Raw genomic sequence first — 22,719 nt, forward strand, 5'->3', positions numbered from 1 at the left:
CTAGACCTCGCGCAAGGCATTTTCAGAACAGAGTCGGGCCAAAGTTATCACCTGTCAGCGCCACCGGAAGAGGATCCAGGTTTGCGCGCGGTGATGACTGCCAATGCATCGCGCGAAATCGTCCCCATCGCTGGCGACATAAGTGATGCGATCTGGGCACTAGTCACCACAGGCGTATGGCCAAGAGGAATGGAAAACCTCTTGCCCCCTTCTCAATAGGCCTGCGCCCGCCTTGCAGACAAAGCCAGGCCCATGCTCTGTAACCCCACTCAGATTCCCGTGCATTGAGGAGCTGAAGAAGCCTGATTCACTTGACCCCTCTGTCCGCTCGAAACCTAACCACTCAAGCTAGGTTTCACCCGAAACTTCTACCCGGCTGATCTGCACAGAAGGCGAGACCAACAAAATGTCTGGGATTTCATAGCCAGGGTTAACCCTCAAGAAAGCCCGTGGCTGCGCGGGCTGAACTTGCATGATGAAAGAGGGGTGGTGTCGAGGGGCTATCAACAAGCTACACAAGCGAACAGCATTGAGCCCTTAGTGACCTTGGTGGAACGCCGGCCATAGGAGACCGAGCACGTCGCGGCGCCGACCAAACCGCGATGCACATCTCCAACCGTCTATCTTCCAGTGAAGTTGAAAGCGACAAGGGTGCGCTGCAACGTAATGAAAATGCACGGGGTATTTTGGTCTAGGCGCGACATCATCAGACTCTTTCAATCTGGATCTACTTGATTCATGCCCAATACCCTTCCAACTGACATCTTAAATGGAAACGGCAGTTTGCGACTGCGATATCGACGAAGGTCACATAGACACAAGTTGAAGAGTTGATTCGCAATTTTGAGACACCACTGCCGCAAACAATGACAGAAACAATCATCTGCGAAGTAACGCTATGTAACATGCAGATATAGACGATAGCTGAGAGGAATAGCGATATTTATGTGGCCTCCGCATATAAATTCTCGACGCCTACTGGAAATGCAATCAAGATACTTTTATGGAGACTAGCTGAATAGCAGCAGCGACTCTTTTGGACTGAAGTGGACACATCACGGGCAGCCACCTAACATCGACTATCGACCTCCATTTTGCACGTCGTCTAATGCCAGAACCCTCGAATAAAGTCTATTTAGCGTCACAGGATCAAGACGTCCCTCTGTCCTGGGATGTCTTTAGGCAACGCGGGATCACTGTGTCCGAATGGGCTAGGGAACGCGGCTTCAGTACAGACCTTGTATATGCCATCTTGCGCGGCAAGCGGAAATGTGTGCGCGGCGCCAGCTATCAGATCGCAAAGGAGCTCGGCTTGAAGTAAGACCCAATTGCTATCGGCTACGTGCCACGCGCTGCGATTTATCGCAGAAAAGACAAAGCCTCAGGCGGCAACCCGAGGCCTCGTCCCCCGAGAAGCTTGTCCCAGGATCGCTAACAGATCCCAATTTATCTGCACCTTAGCAGAGGGTCAAGCTTTCTCTTGTTCATTCTTGTTCAGAACAGACAGGAAAAGCACATCATGTGGACCGCAACAGATTTCGCGGAGGGAGAGTTCGCTCGCGGGCGTCGTCCTCCACCGCCTCAAACCGGCAAGATGTCACACCGGAAGCTCTCTGCGCTGATAAGGGGAGGCTACGGGCAAGGCCATTTCCAGCGCTACAAGCCTTGGCTTCGCGTCACGAAGCGGGACTACTCACCGTTCAGCATCATCGGCCACCTTCCGGCGCCAGAACTAGGACGCCTACATCACTTCCGCGCCATCGCGGAAGCCAGAACGATTCAGTTAGCCAAGTGGTTAGGGGCGTCGGACGTCCGAGAACAGTATCCAATGTGGCCTTGGGAGCACGCTCATCCCGGCGAAGGCCTCCCAGGTTTCGATAAAGGGGTCCGAGTCAGAGGGCTAGTGGACATCGCTAGAGAAGCTGGCATCTCGCACGGCTTGTACGTTGGAACCAATATTCCCTATGTCGGCACCTTAGATATTTTGACATCGTGGAAGAAAGAAAATGGCGAATTCTTCCTTCTCGCGATTGACAACAAACCCGAAGAGATCGCTACCGCTCCGATTCTTGGATCACGGGCAAAAGACCGTCTTGAGCTAGCTCGCCGATACGTCGTTGAGTGCCGGGTTCGCCATCTGCTAATTCACGCAGAAAAATTCCCACCTGAGCTCACATACAACCTCGATGCATTGGAGCCGCGCATGAATGCGGCCGCGCGAAAAATCGCGATCGTGACATCTCTTTATAAAGAGATCGTGCAGGACCTCGGAGAGCACGCGCACGTTACCCCACCCCTTCCACTTCTTCGCCGCATTGCCTCGCGCAGATCAACCGACCTCTCAAGAGTGCAAGAGCTCTATCGGCTCGCACTTTGGCGTCTCGATATCGATCATGACCTAACACTTGTGCTCGACAATTCAGAACCACTGCAAAAAGGAGGCGTCGTAGTCTGGAGGGAGCTGAGAAAAGCATGGCTGAAGGAGAACGCGTGAGCCCCCTTCCCCCTCTTAATCTCGGTGACATCCTCGACAACGGTCCCGGGTCCTCGGAGCTCAGCGGCCCCGTTCGGATTTTGGATATTCAATACAATGGCAGCGACTCATTGATTTGGCTAATTGATCGCGAACGACCTTGCAAAGATAACTCGAACCAGAGGAAATCTTATGTACGCCAACCATACGCCCGGCGTTTGTCCGAAATCGAGGAGCTATTGCGTGCATCAAAATGCGTTGTGGTTAACATTCAGTCAAAGACAGTCCAATATACGGATCAGGACCGTCTCAATGCATGTGCATCAGAAAAAGCGCGTGCAAAACTCCGAAAACAATTCAAAGAGCGCGACGAAAGATTCGCGGCGATCAGGCCTATCGTTTGCAAACCCGATGGGCACCAAGCTCGCCCGGTTTCGGAGGTTGTGTCAGACCCGACATTCGCGCGTCAGATCGACGAGAGGGCACGGGAACTTCAAAGGACGCCGCTCACTTTACGCAGGTGGATCAATCGCTATTGGACGAGCGGAAGTGTAAGAAGCGCACTCTTCGCTGGCTATCTAGGCCGCTGCGGCAACCCTGGAGTTGAGAAAAAGCAAGAATCGAAACTGGGTCGAAGTCCACGCCTTTTCAAAACACAGCATTGGAAGTCTCGAGGCTATCCTCTTTCTCAATTAGACAAGCAACGGCTGGGCTACGGCTTCGCGCTTATTTCAAGGGAAACACCTGCGCGGGACGCCTATCTTTTGACCTGCTCTGCTTACTGGGCAGTGCATGAAGAGTCCCCAACAGGAGAGGTCAAAGCTGTTTTATTCCCTAGGGAACTGCGCCCTAGTTTTGATCAGTTCATGCGCTGGGGCGAAAAAAAACACGGCAAATCAGTCCGAGAGATTCTTCTTGGCCCGACCAAATCAGCACAGATAAAGAAAACATCGGGTAAATCGGAGCAAGACAGTCTAGTCGCGGTGGGCCAACAATCAATGTTTGATGGTACGTCCAACGATGTATATCTGGTGTCATTTCGAAGCAGGCTCAAAAAGTTGCCCCCAATGACTCGTCTGATACTCAAAGAGTCGCGTTCCGGGATAATTTTCGGAGTTTATTGCGGATGGGAGCCGGCCTCTCCGAGGACAGCACTCCTAACGATACTTCACGGCGCCCTACGAGATAAACGCTCCTGGGCAAGCAGGTTTGGAGTGGACATTGACGAGGGAGCGATTCCAGGCCTTCTGACAAGATCCGTCCTAGCCGACAATGGGGAACTAAAAGGACAAGAATCGACGGAATTTGAGCAACAGTTTGGCATCGGCTTCCATTTCACCCCAGCCATGCGCGGCGATGCCAAGGGCGGGGTAGAGACCGAGCATGATCGGATGCACAGCCATCTCGATCACAAAATTCCCGGCTCGACACATGGAAAACCGAGAAAGCGGGGGGAGGTCAATCCTGCCTCAGAGGCCCTGTGGAACTACGCCGAATACATGTCTGAGTTGATTAAGCACATCATCTGGCATAACTGCGAGGAGGAAGTTCCAAATTTAGCACCAGACGGAATGCTGTTAGCTGAGCCGTCTGTCAAGCCCACACGAATCAATATATACAACTGGTTCACTCGCCAAGGTCTGAATGTCGGACTCAATTTCGATTACAACGACCTGCGCGCATACAACCTACCTGATGTACAGGCCGTGATTTGCAAGAACGGAATTCGCCTCATAGGGAAAGTTCACGGTCGAAAAATGCGACTGCTACGACTTCGCTACACAAGCGACGCGCTGGCCAAGACTGGGCTAATGGAACAGGTGAAGCTTACCGGCAAAGATATTCCGACTATGCTAAAGATGGACACCACCGACCTTTCACAAGCATGGCTGCCGACGCGCAACGGTCTCATTAGAGTAGTTCATTCTCCACGGGACAAAATCATAAACAAAAACCTTGTGTTGGATGAATGGATTACCTATTGCGAGGATCAAGCCATTCGGGGTGACCTTTTAAACAATGAGAGGGACCAACAAGGTGCAGACAAGGTGCAACGGTTCGCCGCAGTGACAGAATCAGCCAGAGCGGAGGTAAAGACGGAAATCTCCATGCTGAACAAGAAACCATCACTGGTCTCAATTGTTTCGCATCTCGAGCAAAACAGGCGTGAAGAGCTTGCTCTGCTGCGAGAACAAGATCAACAACAGCTAGATGAGGCCGCTATCTCGCCAACGCTCCCAGTCGACGAAGTTGACGATATGCCACCGACGCTGGCAGACCATGCAATGTCTAGATTTTTGGGGAATGAGTAAATGTCCAATGCACATGATCACCCTGAACTTGCAGCGGGTCCTAACCCTTTCTTCGAACACATTTCGCCATTTATTTCGTACACAGACCTACCCAGAATCTTGGCGTCATCACCACTCACCCATATTAAATGGAAGTCCATTCCAGCTAACCGCAGAGAACCTCTACTGAACATCAGTGATCAACACTTCGTCCCATCAAGTGCGGTGCTTGAACCGGCCTCGGGGCTACAAATTCTTCTTAGGCGATCCTTAGCTCAGAATAATCCACTGGACCCCGTCGTAAGAAAGAGATGCAACCAGATTGGTATGGCTTGCACGAGAGAGGATCTGCGAAGCTTAGAGAATGTTCAAGGGGGAGGCCTGCTGATCGCAGGCATGACAGGAACCGGAAAAACGGCTTTACTCAAGAGGGCCTTAAGCGTATTCGTCCCAAAGCAAGTGTTGGAATACGGAAAATCTGATTCGGCTGGCTTTTACAGCTTACGCCAATGTGTCTATCTGCTGGTCGACCACCCAAGCAATGGCTCACGAGGAGCCCTCCTCAAGCGGATACTTCATACACTTGATGAAAAATTGGGGACCACCTATTTTGAGCAACACAAGAAGACAACCAACATCGACACGCTATTGGTGACTGTATCCAAGCTGCTCACGCTCCACAGGGTTGCTGTTCTATGCATAGATGAGAAACAACAATCAACCTTCGAAGACAGCCCGTGGCGACTCGACTTCACATTGTTCTATCTTCAGTTGATGAACTTGGGGGTATCTGTTGTTCTTTCCGGGAATCCTTTGGCTTTCGAGCACATAAAACTCTTCAGCCAAGTGATGCGACGCTTTAGCGTCGGCGGCATCTGTCTGTTTGAGCCTGCAGTCACTGGTCAGGAAACATGGTGGAAACAGCATTTCGTTCCCCAGGCGAGAAAATTTTCGATAGTGGAAAACTGGAATATAGACACAGATTTGAGGTCTCGATTTGAGATCGAAAATTCAAGTGGCCTGCCCGGCCTATTCGTCGCATACCATCAGGAAGTACAACGGTCCGCTCTGCGACGGGCCTACGACACAGCAGAAGTTTGTGAGCAAGACTTCCTAGAAGCGCAAGAGTCCCCTCGTTTCAAACATCTGCGGTCAGTTGCCCTGTCTCTGTCCTCCGACGACTTCAACGTTGCAAACCAATTCATCGATATCCCGCCCGCCAGCAAGACTTCCAAACGAGCATCGACAGTCACAGCCAAACAGCCTGCTTTGATTGAGGGCCGCAATTCCACAGTCGTCTCCGCCGCACAAAGGCTGCTCACCCAGTTCAAATCTAAACAAACTCGCGAGGCGAATCAGCTCTCAGCTCAACTTGAGGCATTCAAAACCATGTCCCCTGACGACATCAGAGCATTGGGCATAACAGCGGATCTCATCAATGCCTTTGAAGTCCAACTGGCAAGTCTTAAAGCAAGCGGTAAAAAAACTGCTAGTCCAACTAAATGCGATGGGGAAGCTAAACAGTAGTTCACGTAGAACGAACCTATGTTCTTGTGTCTAACCTCCATAATGCCTGATGAAACGCTTTACAGCTGGTGTTCGGCAAACCACGTGCTCAGCTGCCAGCGGAACTCGGAGGCCACCGGAGCAGCGTTTTTTCATGCGAAGCATGCAGCTCGTCAGCACGAGTTCCCCCAGTCCATGGAGGTGTTCGTTCGCGCAGCGCAAAGAACGGAAGACTCGCTTACCGAGATCCTTCGAAGTCACACGGTCGCAGGCTTCTATCTCCCCTTTCTGAGTCGTCAAGAACAAACGGAGATAGCGGCAAAAGGGCTACAGCAAGAATCGCCACACTGGAACAGACGATTAATTGGCTCATCTCGGACACTGAAGATAGTTCATCCTCTGAAGTGGTGCCGTAGTTGTGTCAATGACGATATTTCCAAGGTAGGACGTGCTTATTGGCATACATCCCATCAGTTCCCTATAACTGTTTTTTGCGAAAAACATGACAAGCCACTTGAGCTAAGCAACATTCGAAGCAAAAAGTGGAGACTACCGAGCCAAAGCACAGGATTTAGCTTTGACCTTTCACCTCACGCTGTCCGTGCAGCACAGCACGTCGCGTCCGTAAGCGCAGCTCTTCGCGGCATACAATCAATCGACATGGGCGCAGTGCGCCTGTCGACACTCTTGCGACTGAAGGAAATGGGCGTCATCCATTCCGTCGATGGTGCTAGGCACGAGAGGTTGACTCGATGGTTTTGCTCCACAGGCTCATCCGCCCTTGCTCGCATTGCACAACCCCAAATGACTCAGTCCATTGAGGCGTCCCCAATTCCTAGTCTGTTATGGCGTCGGAAGAGAGACACCGCCATCCCCTGGGTGCTGCTCTGGTGCGCTCTCGACTGGGCTTCTTCAACTGACGCAGCCCAAACTTTTGTATTGGTAGCTTCCGGCAGCGGTCCTGTAGTCGGGGGGCAGCTCCCACTCTTTGCAAACCTGGGAGAGCACCCACAGTCAGCACCAGAACACGTCCGCCGAGCATTTATGGCATGCATTAGTTATGCCGAAGTGATGTCCAAATTGAGCGTCAGTCGAGCCGACATTGTTCGATGGCTGGAGGTTGATCCGGAACTCCGCCGCGCATGGAGATTTCGACTGCGAGAAGGTAGAGAGAATGAGTGCGTCGAGCGAATCACAGCCTTTGTAAACAACTCGCCTAAGTGCTCACTCGCAGACATTGAGAGAAACTCTTCGGCGGATCTTCGATGGCTACGGGAGCATTCACCTCGGCGTCTTGCTCAACTCCTTGGATCTATCCCTACAAGACACCCTAGACAGTTTCAATTGTTTAACTGAAGCTACTTGATCCTTGGGCGCTTGCTCAGCATGTTTCCGCCAATTAAGTTGGCTAGCCAGTCATAATCATTTAAAGACAGATATTTCATCGCCCTAAAGTGCTCAAGCCAGAGACTGGCTCGAGTATGCGTCGGGCTTTCTAGTAATGCGGTCGCGATCCTATGCTTGTAAGCGGCCATGAGATCTTGCCCGCCTCCCACCCGTGTAACCTTGTGAAATCGCCTGCCTTCTGGAAGCATCCCCCTTACCGCGTCCTCACCCAGTTCGGCCAACATTGACTTCAAGAGTCGCTTCCACTTCCGATAGGTGCTGTCATAGTCAAGTCCCATACTTGCAGCCGCGTCTTTGATGCTACCAGGAGCAATTAGCGCTGCTCTTGTAAGTTCATCAATCCCGACGAGAATAGCATGACGACCAACGGTCGAAGCGAACAGATTGCCGCTCCCAACAATAAACGGGGTGCTTACTGCTACACCTTCTCTGAGCAAATCGGGATCTAAGGTCATCATCGCGCGGCACAATAAAATGCGGAAGCAAATGCTCTTCGTACCGATATCGAATAACCTCGATGTAGAACCAACCCGCACTTGCAGCAGATCTCCGAGCGCGGCCAAGCACGACACTTCCCATTTGGAATACAGATAATTGGAAAGCGCATTCTCCGCGTCACTCAGCGAGTTGAATCTCGAGACGAAGGTTGCCATCAACGTAGCCCATGCCTTGTCTCGGTACATGTCAGTCTGATACGAGAACGCCGCCGCTACATCTTGCACGAACTGTTGATACGCGGACCCCGCAACAATACTGGCTCCCTCAAATTCATAACTCCTGCAATTTGGGCATGCTTCACCAGGAAGTCTGAACTTCCTCCAGTCTCCCGGATATTCCCCGCATTGCTTGCAACGAAGAAGCAATAGATCACCGTGAATGTGACAAACGTGAATCGATCGAATCTGATGAACTGTCTTCCAACTTGCGAATCCGTAGGCTTTAAAATCCTCATCGGAACAACGTGGACACCAGCGGAGATACTTGCATGCCATCGAAGAATCGAATCTTGCCGTAACGTGATCGCCAAACAATCCGTCGATTAACTTCTTCTCACCAACAATAGCAAAATCGGTGTCATAGCGGAGATGAAAATATCCAAACAACGTATGGCGGCGCAGTACATCTTGAGGTGAAACAGCACCGACGAAATATCCACGACTAATATTTCCTGCATTCCTCCCCATTACCGGAGAAATGTTTTTATTAAGCCGTACTTCTCGAAAGTACGATGAAGTCTGCCCCTTAGTGCGCGCACCAGTGGAACGATGAAAATATACTAAAGCAGTGTGAAGATACGCTCCTTCTGTTAGCGTTGCGCCACCGCTGAAAGAGTATGTTTCCAACTCTATTCCTCGATTTCGCCAAGACTGCCGGGGAAAATCTCTATTTTTTCCACCTTTGCTTTGCCACAGTCATTTTTTGCGTGTTCGTTCCTCCTCTGCGAAGAACAAGGTTTTTTTCCAACCTTATTCAATCGGCCCACGGTGAGCAATGTGGACAGCGAGGGGGTAACGGCGAGAGACATTGGGCAAGCATTCGGAAAGAGAAGACGGGACCAAGTTTACGGAACCCGTCAAATCCTCCCCTGGTCTGCCTTGCTTCGTTCACCGCAGACTGATCGTCTCGCGCTTCCACGCTGGGTCCTGCCAGCGCTGGAACAGGGGCAGGGCTGCCACATCGCCCGTCACGCGCTCGGTGGTCAAGCCCTCCAGCCGCACCACCTCAAAACTCTTGCGGTAGCGGCCCTGGCCCCGGGCTTCGCGCGCCACCAGCATTTGCTGGCCGCCGGGCACCCAGCCCGCCCATTCGGCTACACCGGTCTCGGGCGTGGCGGCGGCGGGCGGCAGCACATCGGCCAGCCAGCCGCCTTCCGTTTTGCGCAGCACCCACAGCTCGCGCCAGCCTTCCATGGGCTGCACGGCCAGGGCCAAGGCTGTGCCTTCGCGGTTGGTGCTGGCCGATGCAGTCCACACCACGCCGTAGGTGCAGCGGCGCAGCAGTGGCGCCTTGGCGCTGTGCTGCGCGTCCACCAGCAGCACGCAGGTTTCGCCGGGGGCGCCGGGCTCGGTCAGCAGTGTGGGGCGTGCTCCGGCGGCGGTCGCGACAGGCGCCGCAGCAGGCACCAGCGCCCAGCGTACGGCGCTCACTCGCATGGCAGCGTCGTTGTAGGCGCTCTGGTCCTCGTCGGGCAGGTCAACCTTGCTCACGCCACTGAATTCCGTCAGGGCGCGTGCGGCGGCCGCAGCCACCGCCAGGTCGGCCGCGTTCTTACGCGCCTGCTGGAAGGCTGCGGCGCCCCACACGCTGGCGCGCCGCATCTGCACACGGTTGCGCAGGTAGCCGGGCAGGCCCGCCACGTCCACGCGCTCCAGCACCTCCGCCTGCCAGGTGGTGACTTTGGCACGCTCGTGTGCGGGCAGGTCGGGGTTGATGCATTCGGGGCGGGTCAGCGCCAGGACGGCACGGGCGCGCTGCTCGGCATCGGCCACGGGCATGGCCAGCAGGCGGCGAAAGGCCTCGCCCTCGTAGCAGACCTGCATGCGGCCTTCGACCTCGTAGGTCGCAAAGCGCACGCCGTAGCCGTTGGCCACGTCCAGGTGTGCTGACAACGTAGCGCCCGAGGCCTTGCCCGGTACGGCCACCGAGGCACGGCGGGCCAGCCGGTCGGCAAAGGTGCCCAGGGCATCGAAAGCCTGGGCGCCCTCCACACCCGCCAGGGCCTTGGCGGGCGCGGCTTGCAGGTAAGCGGCGGTGAGGCCGATGCCCAGCGCCTCGGCACCCGGGGTGTCCTGCACAAAGCGCATCACGGCCAGCAGCGCGGGGCCTTCGGCCTCGGTCAGGGCCACGCGGCGCACATCGCTGGCGCGGATGAAACCACCGCGCTCACGCTTGTGGTCCCACACCTGCAAATAGTCGAGGCGCTCGCCGCGCACTTCGAGCACTTCGCCCTGCCACAGGCTGGCCTGCTGCTGGGCACCATCGCGCGGTGCCGCGCGCAGACTGGCCTGGTCTTGCACCACGATGGCGCTGGGCGATGGCTGGGGGGCGGCCTCGGCCGCCACGGTCACTGCAGCGCTGGCCACGGCTGCCAACAAAGTTGCGAAGGTGGCGTTCATGTTCACTGCTCCACGGCTTGGGTGGTGGTGGCGTCGTCGGCCACGGCCGCAGCCTGGGCTGCACCGGCCTGGGCGTTGCGGTTGCCGCCCAGCAGCGCAGCACCGATGAAGTCGCCGTTGGTAGGCGGGGGCGCGATGATGACCTGGATCTTGTCCGAGAGCTTGTCGGCCAGCGTCTTCTGAATGAGCAGCGGGTGTTTGGTCACCAGTGCGCCTTCGCGGGCCATTTGCTCGGCGTTGACCTTGCCCACGCGGTCCATGCGGTAGGCCTCGGCCTCGGCCAGCTTCTGACGGGCGTCGGCCTCGCCGTTGGCTTCGATGCGGCGGGCCTGGGCGCTGCCCTCAGCGGCTTTGACGCGGGCCACGCGTTCAGCTTCAGCTTCGAGCTGGCGCTGTTCGATCTGGCGTTGCTTGAAGGGCAGCACGTGCTTCATGGCCTCTTCCTGGGCCTTGGCGGCGATGACCTGCTCACGCGCGGCGGCTTCGGCGGCCACTTCGCGACGCACCTTGTCGGCGTTGGCGTCCAGCTCGGTTTCCTTCACACGCTTGTCTTTCAGCTCCAGCGTGTAGCGCATTTTTTCGGACGCCAGCTCTTCGGCCAGCAGGCTGTCCATGCCGCGGCGGTACTCCGCGGGCAGGTCCACCTTGCCGATCTGCAGGCTGCGCAGCGTCACGCCATCGGCAGCCAGGCGGGCACGCAGTTCGGTTTCGATGATCTGTGCAATTTCGGCGCGCTTGGACGAGAAGATTTCGCGCACGGTGTAGCGGGCAAAAACCTTGTAGACCAGGCCCTGCACGGCGGGCTCCACGATGTCGACGCCCACGTTGTCGGGCAGGTTGCCGGCCTTGACGGCGGGCGAGTTGGGGTCCAGCGCATAGCGCACGCTCAAATCCAGCCCCAGCGACAGGCCTTCCACCGACTGCAGCGGCGCGCTACCCGTGGCCTGGCGCATGGCCTCAGGGCGATAGCTCTGGTCGCGCAGCGAGAACACGCGCACCGTGTGCAGGCCGGGCACCACCCACACGCTGCCATCCCGCCACAGGCTCACCGAGCCGGTGAACTGGTTCAGGCGCACACCCAGGTCGCCTTGCGCCAGGTGTTGCACGGGCGGATTGCGGTACACCATCAGACCCGCTGCGACGACCACGGCGCCAGCGGCCAGCCAGCGCACGGTGCGGGCGGTGGGCAGCAGGTAGGCCCAGTTCAACGGGGCGGCCGACACGGGGCCCGCTGTGGGGGGGATGCCTTGCAGATCAGCGTCCAACACGGGTTCCGTGCCCGCTTCGGGCAAGGGGGTGGAGCGACGGCCCTTCAGGGTCTGCACGATGCGATTCCAGGTGGCTTTCATGGTGTTTCTCTCTCAGGTTGGTTCGATGTTGTTGTCGTTTCTGAGCCGTCGCCGTGGCTGGCTCATTGAGGACCGATTGTTCGGATCCACCCCGGAAGCAACAACGCAGTGCAGCCCCCAATGCGCTCACACCGGTCGCACGAACCTTCCGGCCCCGGAAGAAAAACTCACACCGCCCAGAACGGGGCGCCGGGATAATCCACCCACCCCTCTACTGCCCCGCCCTGCCCATGACCCGCATTGCCGTGATCGAAGACGATCTGCCCACCAGCAACCAGTTGGCCGGGTGGATACGCAGCGCCAAAAGCGGTATCGTCATCGACCAGTGGTTTACCCGCGACGAGGCTGAGGCCGCGCTGGCCCGCGAGCACTACGACGCCGTGGTACTCGACATCGAACTGGGCCGGGAGCGCCATGCGGGCGTGGCCCTCATCAACGCCATCAACAAGCTGCGCCAGGGCACGCCGGTGCTGGTGGTGTCGGCCATGCCTGCGGCCATCTACCGCAGCATCATGAAGGCGCTGGACGCGTGGGACTATCTGCAGAAAACCACGTTCGAAGAGGCCGATTTCATCGAGACCTTTCTCGACATCCTGCGTACCACACAGGCCCCGGCCAGCGCAGCCCCTGCCCCGGCGGGCGATGCGCTGGTGCTGGACCCGCTGTGGCAGCGCACCCCCACCTGGCGCGGCGAGCGCATCAACCTGCCACTGACGGCCCAGCGCATCCTGGCTACGCTGCACCAGCGCGGTGGCGAGGTGGTGTCGTATGACGAACTGTTCGAGGTGGTGAAAAGCGGGCGCAACCGTGACAACGTGCGCAAGCATGTCAGCACCATTCGCGAGGCGCTGCGCGAAGTGGACCCCGGATTTGAAGGCATTGAGAACGTGCCCATGCGCGGCTTCCGCTGGGTCAGCAAATGAAGCGCCTGCTGCGCCGCCCCGCGCTGGAAATGCCCCGCCTGGGCCTGCCCGCGTTCCGCCTGCGCATCCTCGTGCGCGGGGTGTTCGTGCTGCTGGCCCTGGCCACGGTGGCGCTGAGCGTGGTAGTGCTCAAGGACGAAAAAGAGCGCGCCTGGCAGGCTTACCAACATGGCTTTGTGCGCAGCCAGGCCGAGGTCATGGCGCGGCTGCGCCACCCCTCGGGCCAGTTGGCGCTGCTCAACGCCAGCCACCTCGGCCAGGGCGTGACGCCGCTGGCGCCGCTGCTGCTGCCCTATGCGGCCATCGACTTTGACGACCCGCAAAAATCACAGCAAGCCGTGGAGATGGCGGGCTGCTCTGTGCAGTACCCCGATGGCGCATCAGTGTGCGCAGCGATTGGCAACAACCCCTATGCGGGCGGCTTCATTTACCTGGTGGGCGGCTTCTATGCGGGCGAGCTGATACCCCGCGAGCGCGGCGCTTTGGTGCCCGCCGAGGCACACCGCGCGCGCATCACCCTGGACATGCGGGGCACCACCTACCGCTGGATTGCGCCATACGAGGCCATGCCCCCACAAGGCAGCGCGGCTGTGCGCGGGCGCCTGACGGGGTTTGTGGACAACGGCACGCCGCAGCTCGACGCCCGCGCGCGGCCCGTGCGCGACTTTCGCGGCTGGCTGTGGCAAAACGGCCAGTGCCGCGACCTGCCGCCCCCATCGGCCAGCTCGCCCGCTGGCGAGGCCACCACTGACTGCCTGCGCCGCACCCACTACTCCATCCGCCTGCCGGTAGAACTGTTCCGCGAGGCGCTGTTTCGCAAGGACGAGCGTCTGGTCTGGCCGCCGGAAGACCTGGGGCAGATGCGCGTGCGGGTGGAGATGCTGGCGCCGGGCGAGGACACCAAACCGCTGTTCGACAGCGACGCACCCGGCGCGCAGCTGGCCGCATCGCTGGGAGACCTCTCGCGCAGCCTGTTGCCGGGCGAGCGTGTGCAGATCCGCAAGCTGGGCAGTGACGAAGCCAGCGCCATCACCCTCAAGGGCGTCGAAGTGCAGGCCGATCCATCTGCCCCTTGGCTCCTGCGCCTGATCCGCTGGCTGCCGCTGGAGGCCGCAGGTGTGGGCCCGGCAGCAGCCACGCCCGCCGCCCCCACGGCCCTGGACATTCTGGACACGCCCACCGGCAACTACGTGGTCAACTTCACCGGCCACCTGCGCGGCGTGGAGCAAGGCCTGGCCGCTGTGGCCACGCGCCTGTCGTGGTACCTGGGTGCCATGCTGGGCGCCATTGCGCTGGCCTGGCTGGTGGTCGAGGTGGGCCTGATCCGCCGCGTGACGGCCCTGACCCGCCGCGCCGCCGCCGTGTCGTACAACGTGCAGCCTGGCCACACCGGCCCCCGGCTGGGCGGCCTGGATGTGTCGGACCTGCGCGGCTCGGACGAGCTGGGCATCCTGGCCGGTGGCTTGGCCGACCTGCTGCAGCGCGTGAAGGACGACCTGCAGCGCGAGCAGCTGCGCGCCCAGCAAGAGCGCGACATGTGGCACGCCGTAGGGCACGAGATCATGTCGCCCCTGCAGTCGCTGATGGCGCTGAACGGCCCGCAAGACCCCGGCCACCGCTATGTGCAGCGCATGCAGCAGGCCATCCATGTGTTGTATGGCACGGCATCGCCCGCCGAAGCGCTGCAGGCCGCCGATGTGCCCGAGGGGCGGCTGGACCTGGATGCCTTCTTGCGCAACGTGGCCGACAACGCCCACTTTGCGGGCATTCTGGATGTGGTGTACGACCTGGGCCCAAGCCACCCTGGCCCGGTCATCGTGCGGGCCGATGAGTTTGCGCTCGAAGACGTGGTGACCCACATCTTGCGCAATGCCGACCGCTATCGCCCCACAGGCAGCCCCATCAGGCTGACGCTCACGGCGTCAGAATCCACCGCCAGCGCTACGCTGCACAACCAGGGCTCCACCATTGCAGACGAACTGCTGGAGCGGATTTTTGAGCTGGGCGTTTCCGACCCCGCCAGCCCCACCCCGCTGGGCGAGGGCGAGCACCGGGGCCAGGGGCTGTTTGTGGCCAAAACCTACATGGCCAAGATGGGCGGCACCATCAATGCGCGCAACACGTCTGATGGCGTGGCCTTCATCCTGACCTTTCAGCGACTGGGCTGACCCAGCCCAAGACGCGAAGCGCGCGCACGGGCAAGGGCGGCTCTGTCCGACAGGGGCACATGGCCCCGGCGCCTACCCTGCAGGCATAGGTTCAGACCTTCGTCTGCCATTGCCTCAGGAGCCCTCCATGAAACGCCTTTCCTTTGCCACCTCTGTCTTCACTGCGGCCTTGCTGCTGGCCTGTGCGGGCGCATCCGCTCAAACGCCGCCGCAGGACGCGCGGGCACGCTACGAGCAGGAGCGGGAAAAGTGCATGACCAACAACACCCAGGACAGCCTGGCCACCTGCCTGCGCGAGGCCAACAACGCACTGGACGCTTCCCGCAAGGGCGATCTCAGCAACCCTGGAGCCGCCGCCACCGACAACGCCACCCAGCGTTGTGCAGCTTTCCAGACGGCTGCTGACCAGGCGGATTGCATGCGCCGCGTGCAAAGCAGCCCGGCGAGTGGCTCGGTATCCGGTGGCGGCGTGCTGCGCGAATCGACCACGACCACCATCACCGTGCCTGCGCAACAGTAACCTGACCTCCCATTAGGTGCGGTCCGTCACAAAGGCATTCGCGCCCAATCTTCGCAGCGACCCAGGCGATCAGCCCAAGGCCACACGCATCGCGTCGATCACGCCCCGGTAGTCCGGCTTGCCAAAGATGGCGCTGCCTGCCACAAAGGTGTCAGCGCCCGCGTCAGCCACGCGGCGGATGTTGTCGGTCTTGATGCCGCCATCGACTTCCAGACGAATGTCCTTGCCAGAAGCATCAATGCGCTTGCGCACAGCTTCGATCTTGCGCAGCGCGGAGTCGATAAAGCTCTGGCCGCCAAAGCCGGGGTTCACGCTCATGATGAGGATGAGGTCGATGTCGTCGATCACCCAGTCGAGCACGTCCAGAGGTTCGGCGGGATTGAACACCAGGCCAGGCTTGACGCCTTTGGACCGGATGGCCTGGATGCTGCGGTGCACATGGCCCGAGGCATCGGGGTGGAAGCTGATGTAGTCAGCACCCGCGTCGGCAAAGGCAGCGGCCAAGGCATCCACAGGCTGGATCATCAGGTGCACGTCAATCGGCACGGCCACGCCCGCAGGCGTTTTGGCGTGGGGCTTCAAGGCCTGGCAGACCATGGGGCCAAACGTCAGGTTGGGCACGTAATGGTTGTCCATTACGTCAAAGTGAATCCAGTCGGCGCCAGCGGCAATGACATTGCGCACTTCCTCGCCCAGGCGGGCAAAGTCGGCGGAAAGGATAGAGGGGGCGATTTGGAATGTGCGGCTCATCCCCCGATTGTCGCAAAGCGCAGAACCACTGGGGTTTTGGCACGTGGGAGTTGCCCACACAGGGGGCGGCACGGTTACCATGCGGCCCATGCCAAAGTACCAGTTTGACGTGGAAGTGCTGCCCGAATACCTGCCCGAGCAGTCTGCGCCGGACACCGGGGTGTTCAGCTTCGCCTACACCATCACCATCACCAACGCAGGGGACGCGCCCGCCCAGCTGATCTCGCGACACTGGATCATCAGCGACGCGCGCGGCCACACCGAAGAGGTCAAGGGCCTGGGCGTGGTGGGACAGCAGCCACTGCTCAAGCCGGGTGAGTCGTTCCAGTACACCAGCGGCTGTCGCCTGCGCACCTCCAGCGGCACCATGCACGGCACCTTCCATTGCGTGGCCGAAGATGGCGAGCCTTTCAATACCCCGGTGCCCTTGTTCGTGCTGGAGGCGATCAGCCACGGCCCGTCGGGTGAGCCCCTGAGCGGCCGGGTGCTGCATTGAAGAACCATTCCCACAGTCCCCATGCCCACCCCTCCATGGGACCGCTATCCATCGGATGGGCGGCTTTTCCTGTGGGAGCAGTCCACCCATGAAAAATTCCGCCGAGCCCAAAGACCTGGCCCACCTGCTGGCGGCGCTGGACCCTGCCGCCGACCTGGCCCATCGCCATCTGTGGCTCATCCACCTGCTGGACTGGGTGCGCGGCAAGCGTGATTCGGTGCCTGCTGCGGTGGGCCGGGTGCAGCTTTTCATCGATGCGGTCGCGGCGCGGCCCGATATTCAGCAGCGGCTGCAGGCCTGGTGGGCGACGCTGGTGGACCAGGTAGACATCACCACCTTGCTGGCGGACTTTGGCTTTGCACCCCGCACCGCCCTGGTCAGTGAGATGGCCGAACGCCTGCGCACCAAGCTGCTGCCGGGCAGCCCAGAGACCATCGATGCGTCCGAACTGTTCATGCTGGCCTTGCCCAGTGCGTTCGACGCGCAATGGCTGGCAGCGCTGGATGAAGCCACCCTGAACCGCCTGGTGATGTTGCTGGCCCAGGACAACGCCGATGAGCGCGCAGGCGGCGCGACACGCTGGCACCGCGCCTTACTGGACGCCATCACCTACTGTGCAGGGCAAATCCTCTCGACCGGCTTTGCACCCGAACTGCGGCTGCGCATGAGCGAATCTGCACGGGAGGCACAACCCTTCCACGCCCTCATCCGCGACGTGGAAAGCCTGCGGGTCGAGGTGCTGCACGCACTGCGCACCCCCGACCGGCTGGACGCATCCGCCCAGCGCCTGCGCGAACGCCTGGAGGCCTGCCGCGCGGCGGCTGCCACCGTCTATACGCATTTCGAGGACAACGGCATTTCGGTGGGGCTGGTGTTCCGGCTGCGGCAGCTGCGCGAGCGCATCTTGCGCGTGCGCGTGTTGCTCGACTGCCTGCTGTCCGCGCAGCCCGCAGTCACTGCGGCGCAACTCATGGCACAGCTGGTGATGGTGGGACAAGAGCGGCGCAGCCTGCGCGCGCTGCTGGCCTCCAACTCCTCGCTGCTGGCAGCCAAGGTGGCCGAGCGCAGCGCCGAAACGGGCGAACACTACATCACCCGCACCAGTGCCGAATACCGCTCCATGCTGCGCAAGGCGGCAGGCGGCGGTGCGCTGATGGCCTTCACCACACTGATCAAGTTTGGCCTGTATGCGCTCGCGCTCTCGGCCTTCTGGGGCGGCTTCATGGCGGGCATCAACTATGCCGTGAGCTTTGTGTTGATCCAGTTGCTGCACTTCACGGTGGCCACCAAACAACCTGCCATGACCGCGCCTGCCATGGCGGCCAAGCTCAAGGAGCTGGGCACCGGCGATGCGATCGAGTCGTTCGTGGACGAGATCACGCACCTGGTGCGCTCGCAGGTGGCTGCTGTGCTGGGCAATGTGCTGGTGGTGTTCCCAGCCGTGCTGGCGCTGGCTGCACTGATTGCACTGGCCACGGGCCACCCGGCCATCAGCGAGAAGCAGGCCGAGCATGTGTTCGAGTCCCTGCACCTGCTGGGGCCGTCGCTGTTCTTTGCCGCCTTTACCGGGGTGCTGCTGTTTGCCTCCAGCATCATCGCGGGCTGGACAGAGAACTGGTTTGTGCTGCACCGCATGGACTCGGCCTTGCACTACAACCCGCGCATCACCGGGCTATTGGGTGCCGAGCGCGCCGCGCGCTGGGCGAGGTTCCTGCGCGAGAACCTGTCGGGTTTTGCAGCCAACATCTCGCTGGGTTTCATGCTGGGCCTGGTGCCTGCTTTCGCTGCGTTTTTCGGCTTGGGGCTGGATGTACGGCACGTCACCCTGTCCACTGGGCAGGTGGCGGCCGCCGGCGCCACGCTGGGTCTGCAGGTGCTGCAGTTGCCCGCGTTCTGGTGGGCGGTAGCCTCGCTCCCGTTCCTGGGCGCACTGAATGTGTCGGTGAGCTTTTATCTGGCCTTCAGTCTGGCGCTGCGTGCACAGAACGTGAGCGGCGTGGACCGCTCGCGCATCTATGCCGCCATCCGCGCCCGCCTGCGCACCGCGCCGCTGAGCTTTTTTGTGCCCGAGCGGCGGGGGCCGCTGGCGACAACGGCACAGGGCTGAGGCAAAACCGCCGCCTCTGTCCTACAAGGGCGGAGTGTTTCCGCCTGTAAATTCAAGGGTCCAACGCCCCAGCGCACCCCGTCCCATCTGCGGAGGGCCTGTGCGCCGGGGCCTCCACTCCAACGGGCAGCGCCCGTCTGACGCAGAGGTCCGATGACATGAATGAAATCCTGAGCTTTTGGGCGCAGTGGCTGCGCCCCTCGGCCGGGCTGCCCACGGTGCAATGGTCACTGCTGCTGGCGGTAGCCGCCATGGCAGGCTATCTCACCCAACGCCACACCGGCCTGCCCAAGGTGGTGGGCTATTCGCTGGTGGGCACGGCAGCCGGCCTGGCAGGCTTCAGCGGTGCAGTCTGGCCGCTGCAGGGCATCGGCCTGTTCCTGCTGGAGCTGGGCGTGGCCATTGTGCTGTTCGAATGTGGCGGCCGTATCCCGCTGCGCTGGTTCCGCCACAACCCCATGGTGCTGGTGCAGAGCATTGCCGAATCGGTGCTGACCTATTTCGCGGTGTACTGGGTGCTGGTGTGGCTGCAGCTGCCGCCCCAGGCGGCTGGCCCGCTGGCCCTGGTGGCGCTGGCGGCATCTCCTGCAGTGCTGACCCGTGTGGTGGCCGACACCCGTGCCGCCGGCCCGGTGACCGAACGCGCCATTGTGCTCACCACACTCTCCACGCTGTATGCCCTGACCCTGGGCAGCGCCAAGGCAGAACTCATCAACCGCCAGAGTCTCACCGTGCTGGAGGCCGTGTCGCCCGTGGTGGTGGTGCTGGGCGTATCGATCGTGGTGGCCGCCGTGCTGGCCCTGGTGCTGCGCATGGCGCTGCGCTTCATGAGCCCCACCAGCGAAAACACCTCCATGCTGTTCCTGGCCCTGGTGGCTGCAGGCACGGCAGTGGCCGCTCACATGGGTGGCTCGGCACCACTGGCCGCGCTGCTGGGGGGCATGCTGCTCAAACAGCTCAACCCGCGCCCCTGGGCCTGGCCGCGGCAACTGGGCAATGCATCGTCCCTGCTCACCATGCTGATGTTCGTGCTGGTTTCCACCGTGGCAGCGCAGGCCGACTGGAGCGCGCCCGTGGCCGGTGTGGTGCTGGCCCTGATTGCCGTGCGCCTGCTGGCCAAGGCCACCGGCGTGGCGCTGGGCAATGTGGGCAGCGGCGCCAGCTGGAAGCAGGCGCTGTGGGTGGGCTGCGCGATGACCCCCATGTCCTCCATCGCCCTGCTGATCGCCTCGCAGTTTGTGCTCGCGTCGCCTTCCACCGGCCATGTGATCGCGGGTGTGGCGCTGCCCGCCATCTTGCTGATGGAGGTATTTGGTGCCGTCATTGCCACCGTGGCCATTTACCGTGCGGGCGAAAGCTCCAAACCCTGGGCACCCCTGACCCGCAGCAACAACAACGGAGAGTCCCCCCGTGAGTCTTGAAGCCTTCACCCATTCCGAGCCGCTGACGCTGGGCGTCGAGCTGGAGCTGCAGCTGGTCAACACCAACGACTACGACCTGGCGCCCTACGCCGAGGACATGCTGCGCCTCATGAAGAAAACCCCGCTGCCCGGTAGCGTGGTGCCCGAGATGACGAACAGCATGATCGAAATCTCCACCGGCATCTGCCACTCGGCCAGCGAGGTGCTGGGCCAGCTCACGCCCATCCGCGATGCGCTGGTCAAAAGCGCCGACAAGCTCAACATTGCCGTGGTGGGTGGCGGCACGCACCCGTTCCAGCAGTGGCACGAGCGACGCATCTACGACAAGCCGCGCTTTCGCGAGCTGTCCGAGCTGTACGGCTACCTGTCCAAGCAGTTCACCATCTTCGGACAGCACGTGCACATTGGCTGCCCGGATGCCGATGCCGCGCTGCTGATGCTGCACCGCATGTCGCGCTACATCCCGCACTTCATTGCGCTGTCGGCGTCCAGCCCCTATGTGCAAGGGCAGGACACGGCATTTGACTCGGCCCGGCTCAACTCGGTGTTCGCGTTCCCCTTGTCGGGGCGCGCACCGATGGCGCTGACCTGGGACGACTTCACGACCTACTTCAACAAGATGACCCGCACGGGCGTGGTCAAGAGCATGAAGGACTTCTATTGGGACATCCGCCCCAAGCCCGAGTTCGGCACCATCGAGATCCGCGTGTTCGACACGCCGCTCACCATCGAGCGCGCTGCGGCCCTCGCGGGCTACGTGCAGTCGCTGGGCGCGTGGTTCCTGGCCGACCAGCCCTTCATGCCCGAAGAGGACGACTACCTCGTGTACACCTACAACCGCTTCCAGGCCTGCCGGTTTGGCATGGACGCGGTGTATGTGGACCCGGCCACGGGCGACCACATGCCGCTGCGCGAGCACATCCTGCGCACCATGGACAAGATCGCAGGCCACGCGGCCGTACAGGGCGCATCAAGCGCCATGCACATGCTGCGCACCGAGGTCGAGGCGGGGCAGAACGATGCCCGCTGGCTGCGCCAGCGCCAGAGCGAAGAGCAGCTGCTGGCCGAGGTAAGCCGCCAGGCAGCGCAGCGCTTTCGCGGCGCGGCGGCCGGCTGAGAATCTGGCACGCCCCTCCACCAGCTGCCCGCTCTTATCCCACTCACAATCGGGGCATGGGTGAATTTGACTTGATTGCGCGCTACTTCACGCGCCCCGTTCGCCACGCCGTGCTGGGCGTGGGCGACGACTGTGCCTTGCTGGCACCGCGCACCGGCATGCAGCTGGCCATCAGCAGCGACATGCTGGTGGAGGGCCGCCACTTCTTTGCCGACGTGGACCCCGAAGCCCTGGGCCACAAGGCGCTGGCCGTGAATCTGTCAGACCTGGCGGCGTGTGGTGCCAAGCCGCTCGCGTTCACGCTGGCCCTGTCGCTGCCCCGGGTCGATGAGGCCTGGCTGGCGGGCTTCTCGCGCGGGCTGCTGGCGCTGGCCGATGCCCACGGCTGCGAGCTGGTGGGCGGCGACACCACGCAGGGCCCGCTCAACATCTGCATCACCGTGTTTGGCGAGGTACCCACCGGCCAGGCCCTGCTGCGCAGCCGCGCACAGCCCGGCGACGACATCTATGTGAGTGGCACGCTGGGCGACGCCCGGCTGGCGCTGGAGGCGCTGTTCGGCCACATCGCCCTGCCCGCCGAGGTGATGGCCCGCGCCCGCCAGCGGCTGGAGCGCCCCACCCCGCGCGTGGCCCTGGGCCTGGCCCTGCGCGGCGTGGCCACCAGCGCCATGGACGTGAGCGACGGACTGCTGGGCGACCTGTCGCACATCCTCCAAGCCTCGGGGGCAGGGGCCTGTATCGACACCTCAAAAACTATACATTTGATAGCAGCTAAGACATATTCGACTAGCGCAACCAGCCCATTGGACTCTGAACTGATCCACCAATGCACCCTGGCGGGCGGCGACGACTACGAGCTGGCCTTCACCGCCCCGCCCGCGCGGCGTGACGCGGTGGCCGCCTCGGCGCAGGCAAGCGGCACACCCGTCACCCGCATCGGCACCGTGCTGGCTGAGCCAGGCCTGAGGCTGGTGGACGCGCAGGGGCAGGCGGTGGAGAACCGTTACGCCTCGTTCGACCATTTCCGGTGACGGGCGGTGGCGGGCAAAAAATTTCTGCAACCCATGAATCCTTT

General features: G+C 60.8%; 18 protein-coding genes. 14 read left to right on the top strand and 4 right to left on the bottom strand.

Going from position 1 to position 22,719, the window contains the following annotated elements:
• From N4G42_RS22345 to N4G42_RS25695, 6 genes are all read left to right on the top strand, one after another.
• Positions 1 to 219: hypothetical protein (locus N4G42_RS22345; protein WP_260668770.1), on the top strand; the 219-nt coding region annotated here is incomplete at its 5' end.
• Positions 220 to 1,108: 889 nt separating this feature from the next.
• Positions 1,109 to 1,321: a DNA-binding protein gene (locus tag N4G42_RS22350; protein WP_260668771.1), complete on the top strand. Its 213-nt coding sequence runs from the start codon at positions 1,109 to 1,111 to the stop codon at positions 1,319 to 1,321.
• 159 nt (positions 1,322 to 1,480) lie between these two features.
• Positions 1,481 to 2,494 (top strand): TnsA endonuclease N-terminal domain-containing protein, encoded by a 1,014-nt coding sequence (locus N4G42_RS22355; RefSeq protein ID WP_260668772.1) that lies wholly within the window; start codon positions 1,481 to 1,483, stop codon positions 2,492 to 2,494.
• The gene (locus tag N4G42_RS22360) at positions 2,473 to 4,785 is read left to right on the top strand and encodes a hypothetical protein (protein ID WP_260668773.1); all 2,313 of its coding nucleotides are present in this window, start codon (positions 2,473 to 2,475) and stop codon (positions 4,783 to 4,785) included. Before N4G42_RS22355 ends, N4G42_RS22360 begins: the two co-directional genes overlap by 22 nt.
• Positions 4,786 to 6,291, top strand: coding sequence for an ATP-binding protein (locus tag N4G42_RS22365; protein ID WP_260668774.1), 1,506 nt, complete (start codon positions 4,786 to 4,788; stop codon positions 6,289 to 6,291).
• Between the two features lie 42 nt (positions 6,292 to 6,333).
• Positions 6,334 to 7,626 (top strand): TniQ family protein, encoded by a 1,293-nt coding sequence (locus N4G42_RS25695; protein ID WP_409557858.1) that lies wholly within the window; start codon positions 6,334 to 6,336, stop codon positions 7,624 to 7,626.
• A 2-nt stretch (positions 7,627 to 7,628) separates the two neighbouring features.
• Here N4G42_RS25695 and N4G42_RS22370 read toward each other — a convergent pair whose 3' ends face one another.
• From N4G42_RS22370 to N4G42_RS22380, 3 genes are all read right to left on the bottom strand, one after another.
• Entirely contained in the window at positions 7,629 to 9,020 is a 1,392-nt protein-coding gene (locus N4G42_RS22370; protein ID WP_260668775.1) for a TniQ family protein, read from the bottom strand.
• 261 nt (positions 9,021 to 9,281) lie between these two features.
• Complete coding sequence (locus tag N4G42_RS22375) at positions 9,282 to 10,793, bottom strand: hypothetical protein (protein ID WP_260668776.1); 1,512 nt, start codon at positions 10,791 to 10,793, stop codon at positions 9,282 to 9,284.
• Positions 10,794 to 10,795: 2 nt separating this feature from the next.
• Positions 10,796 to 12,142 (bottom strand): SPFH domain-containing protein, encoded by a 1,347-nt coding sequence (locus N4G42_RS22380; RefSeq protein WP_260668777.1) that lies wholly within the window; start codon positions 12,140 to 12,142, stop codon positions 10,796 to 10,798.
• Between the two features lie 230 nt (positions 12,143 to 12,372).
• Between N4G42_RS22380 and N4G42_RS22385 the strand changes: the two genes are divergently transcribed.
• The 3 genes from N4G42_RS22385 (at position 12,373) to N4G42_RS22395 (ending at position 15,753) form a co-directional block, all read left to right on the top strand.
• Positions 12,373 to 13,065: a response regulator transcription factor gene (locus N4G42_RS22385; RefSeq protein WP_260668778.1), complete on the top strand. Its 693-nt coding sequence runs from the start codon at positions 12,373 to 12,375 to the stop codon at positions 13,063 to 13,065.
• On the top strand, positions 13,062 to 15,233 hold the full coding sequence (locus N4G42_RS22390) for a HAMP domain-containing sensor histidine kinase (protein WP_260668779.1): 2,172 nt from the start codon (positions 13,062 to 13,064) through the stop codon (positions 15,231 to 15,233). The genes N4G42_RS22385 and N4G42_RS22390 overlap by 4 nt, the downstream gene beginning before the upstream one ends.
• Before the next feature lie 127 nt (positions 15,234 to 15,360).
• A complete protein-coding gene (locus tag N4G42_RS22395; RefSeq protein ID WP_056747839.1) occupies positions 15,361 to 15,753 on the top strand; it encodes a hypothetical protein in 393 nt (130 codons plus the stop codon).
• 69 nt (positions 15,754 to 15,822) lie between these two features.
• On the opposite strand, the gene rpe is transcribed toward N4G42_RS22395, so the two are convergent.
• The gene (gene rpe, locus N4G42_RS22400; protein WP_099731931.1) at positions 15,823 to 16,503 is read right to left on the bottom strand and encodes a ribulose-phosphate 3-epimerase; all 681 of its coding nucleotides are present in this window, start codon (positions 16,501 to 16,503) and stop codon (positions 15,823 to 15,825) included.
• 88 nt (positions 16,504 to 16,591) lie between these two features.
• On the opposite strand from rpe, the gene apaG reads away from it, so the two are divergent.
• From apaG to thiL, 5 genes are all read left to right on the top strand, one after another.
• On the top strand, positions 16,592 to 16,999 hold the full coding sequence (gene apaG, locus N4G42_RS22405; protein WP_056748068.1) for a Co2+/Mg2+ efflux protein ApaG: 408 nt from the start codon (positions 16,592 to 16,594) through the stop codon (positions 16,997 to 16,999).
• 88 nt (positions 17,000 to 17,087) lie between these two features.
• Positions 17,088 to 19,106 carry a site-specific recombinase gene (locus N4G42_RS22410; protein WP_146872025.1) on the top strand — a complete coding sequence of 673 codons (2,019 nt, stop codon included), beginning with the start codon at positions 17,088 to 17,090 and terminating at the stop codon, positions 19,104 to 19,106.
• A gap of 158 nt (positions 19,107 to 19,264) precedes the next feature.
• On the top strand, positions 19,265 to 20,527 hold the full coding sequence (locus N4G42_RS22415) for a cation:proton antiporter (RefSeq protein ID WP_056065273.1): 1,263 nt from the start codon (positions 19,265 to 19,267) through the stop codon (positions 20,525 to 20,527).
• Positions 20,517 to 21,644, top strand: a complete 1,128-nt coding sequence (locus N4G42_RS22420; RefSeq protein WP_056065271.1) for a YbdK family carboxylate-amine ligase — start codon at positions 20,517 to 20,519, stop codon at positions 21,642 to 21,644. The genes N4G42_RS22415 and N4G42_RS22420 overlap by 11 nt, the downstream gene beginning before the upstream one ends.
• A 56-nt stretch (positions 21,645 to 21,700) precedes the next feature.
• Positions 21,701 to 22,675: a thiamine-phosphate kinase gene (gene thiL, locus N4G42_RS22425; protein ID WP_260668780.1), complete on the top strand. Its 975-nt coding sequence runs from the start codon at positions 21,701 to 21,703 to the stop codon at positions 22,673 to 22,675.
• Positions 22,676 to 22,719 lie beyond the last annotated feature (44 nt).

This window comes from Acidovorax sp. K2F, from assembly GCF_025246485.1.
Classification (GTDB): Bacteria; Pseudomonadota; Gammaproteobacteria; order Burkholderiales; family Burkholderiaceae_C; genus Acidovorax; species Acidovorax delafieldii.

What these genes read in the sequence shown, in the direction of transcription:
- N4G42_RS22350 (WP_260668771.1), top strand. Translation starts at nt 1,109, where the DNA reads ATGCCAGAACCCTCGAATAAAGTCTATTTAGCGTCACAGGATCAAGAC.
- N4G42_RS22360 (WP_260668773.1), top strand. Translation starts at nt 2,473, where the DNA reads ATGGCTGAAGGAGAACGCGTGAGCCCCCTTCCCCCTCTTAATCTCGGT.
- N4G42_RS22365 (WP_260668774.1), top strand. Translation starts at nt 4,786, where the DNA reads ATGTCCAATGCACATGATCACCCTGAACTTGCAGCGGGTCCTAACCCT.
- N4G42_RS25695 (WP_409557858.1), top strand. Translation starts at nt 6,334, where the DNA reads ATGCCTGATGAAACGCTTTACAGCTGGTGTTCGGCAAACCACGTGCTC.
- N4G42_RS22375 (WP_260668776.1), bottom strand. Translation starts at nt 10,793, where the DNA reads ATGAACGCCACCTTCGCAACTTTGTTGGCAGCCGTGGCCAGCGCTGCA.
- N4G42_RS22380 (WP_260668777.1), bottom strand. Translation starts at nt 12,142, where the DNA reads ATGAAAGCCACCTGGAATCGCATCGTGCAGACCCTGAAGGGCCGTCGC.
- N4G42_RS22385 (WP_260668778.1), top strand. Translation starts at nt 12,373, where the DNA reads ATGACCCGCATTGCCGTGATCGAAGACGATCTGCCCACCAGCAACCAG.
- N4G42_RS22390 (WP_260668779.1), top strand. Translation starts at nt 13,062, where the DNA reads ATGAAGCGCCTGCTGCGCCGCCCCGCGCTGGAAATGCCCCGCCTGGGC.
- N4G42_RS22395 (WP_056747839.1), top strand. Translation starts at nt 15,361, where the DNA reads ATGAAACGCCTTTCCTTTGCCACCTCTGTCTTCACTGCGGCCTTGCTG.
- rpe (WP_099731931.1), bottom strand. Translation starts at nt 16,503, where the DNA reads ATGAGCCGCACATTCCAAATCGCCCCCTCTATCCTTTCCGCCGACTTT.
- apaG (WP_056748068.1), top strand. Translation starts at nt 16,592, where the DNA reads ATGCCAAAGTACCAGTTTGACGTGGAAGTGCTGCCCGAATACCTGCCC.
- N4G42_RS22410 (WP_146872025.1), top strand. Translation starts at nt 17,088, where the DNA reads ATGAAAAATTCCGCCGAGCCCAAAGACCTGGCCCACCTGCTGGCGGCG.
- N4G42_RS22415 (WP_056065273.1), top strand. Translation starts at nt 19,265, where the DNA reads ATGAATGAAATCCTGAGCTTTTGGGCGCAGTGGCTGCGCCCCTCGGCC.
- thiL (WP_260668780.1), top strand. Translation starts at nt 21,701, where the DNA reads ATGGGTGAATTTGACTTGATTGCGCGCTACTTCACGCGCCCCGTTCGC.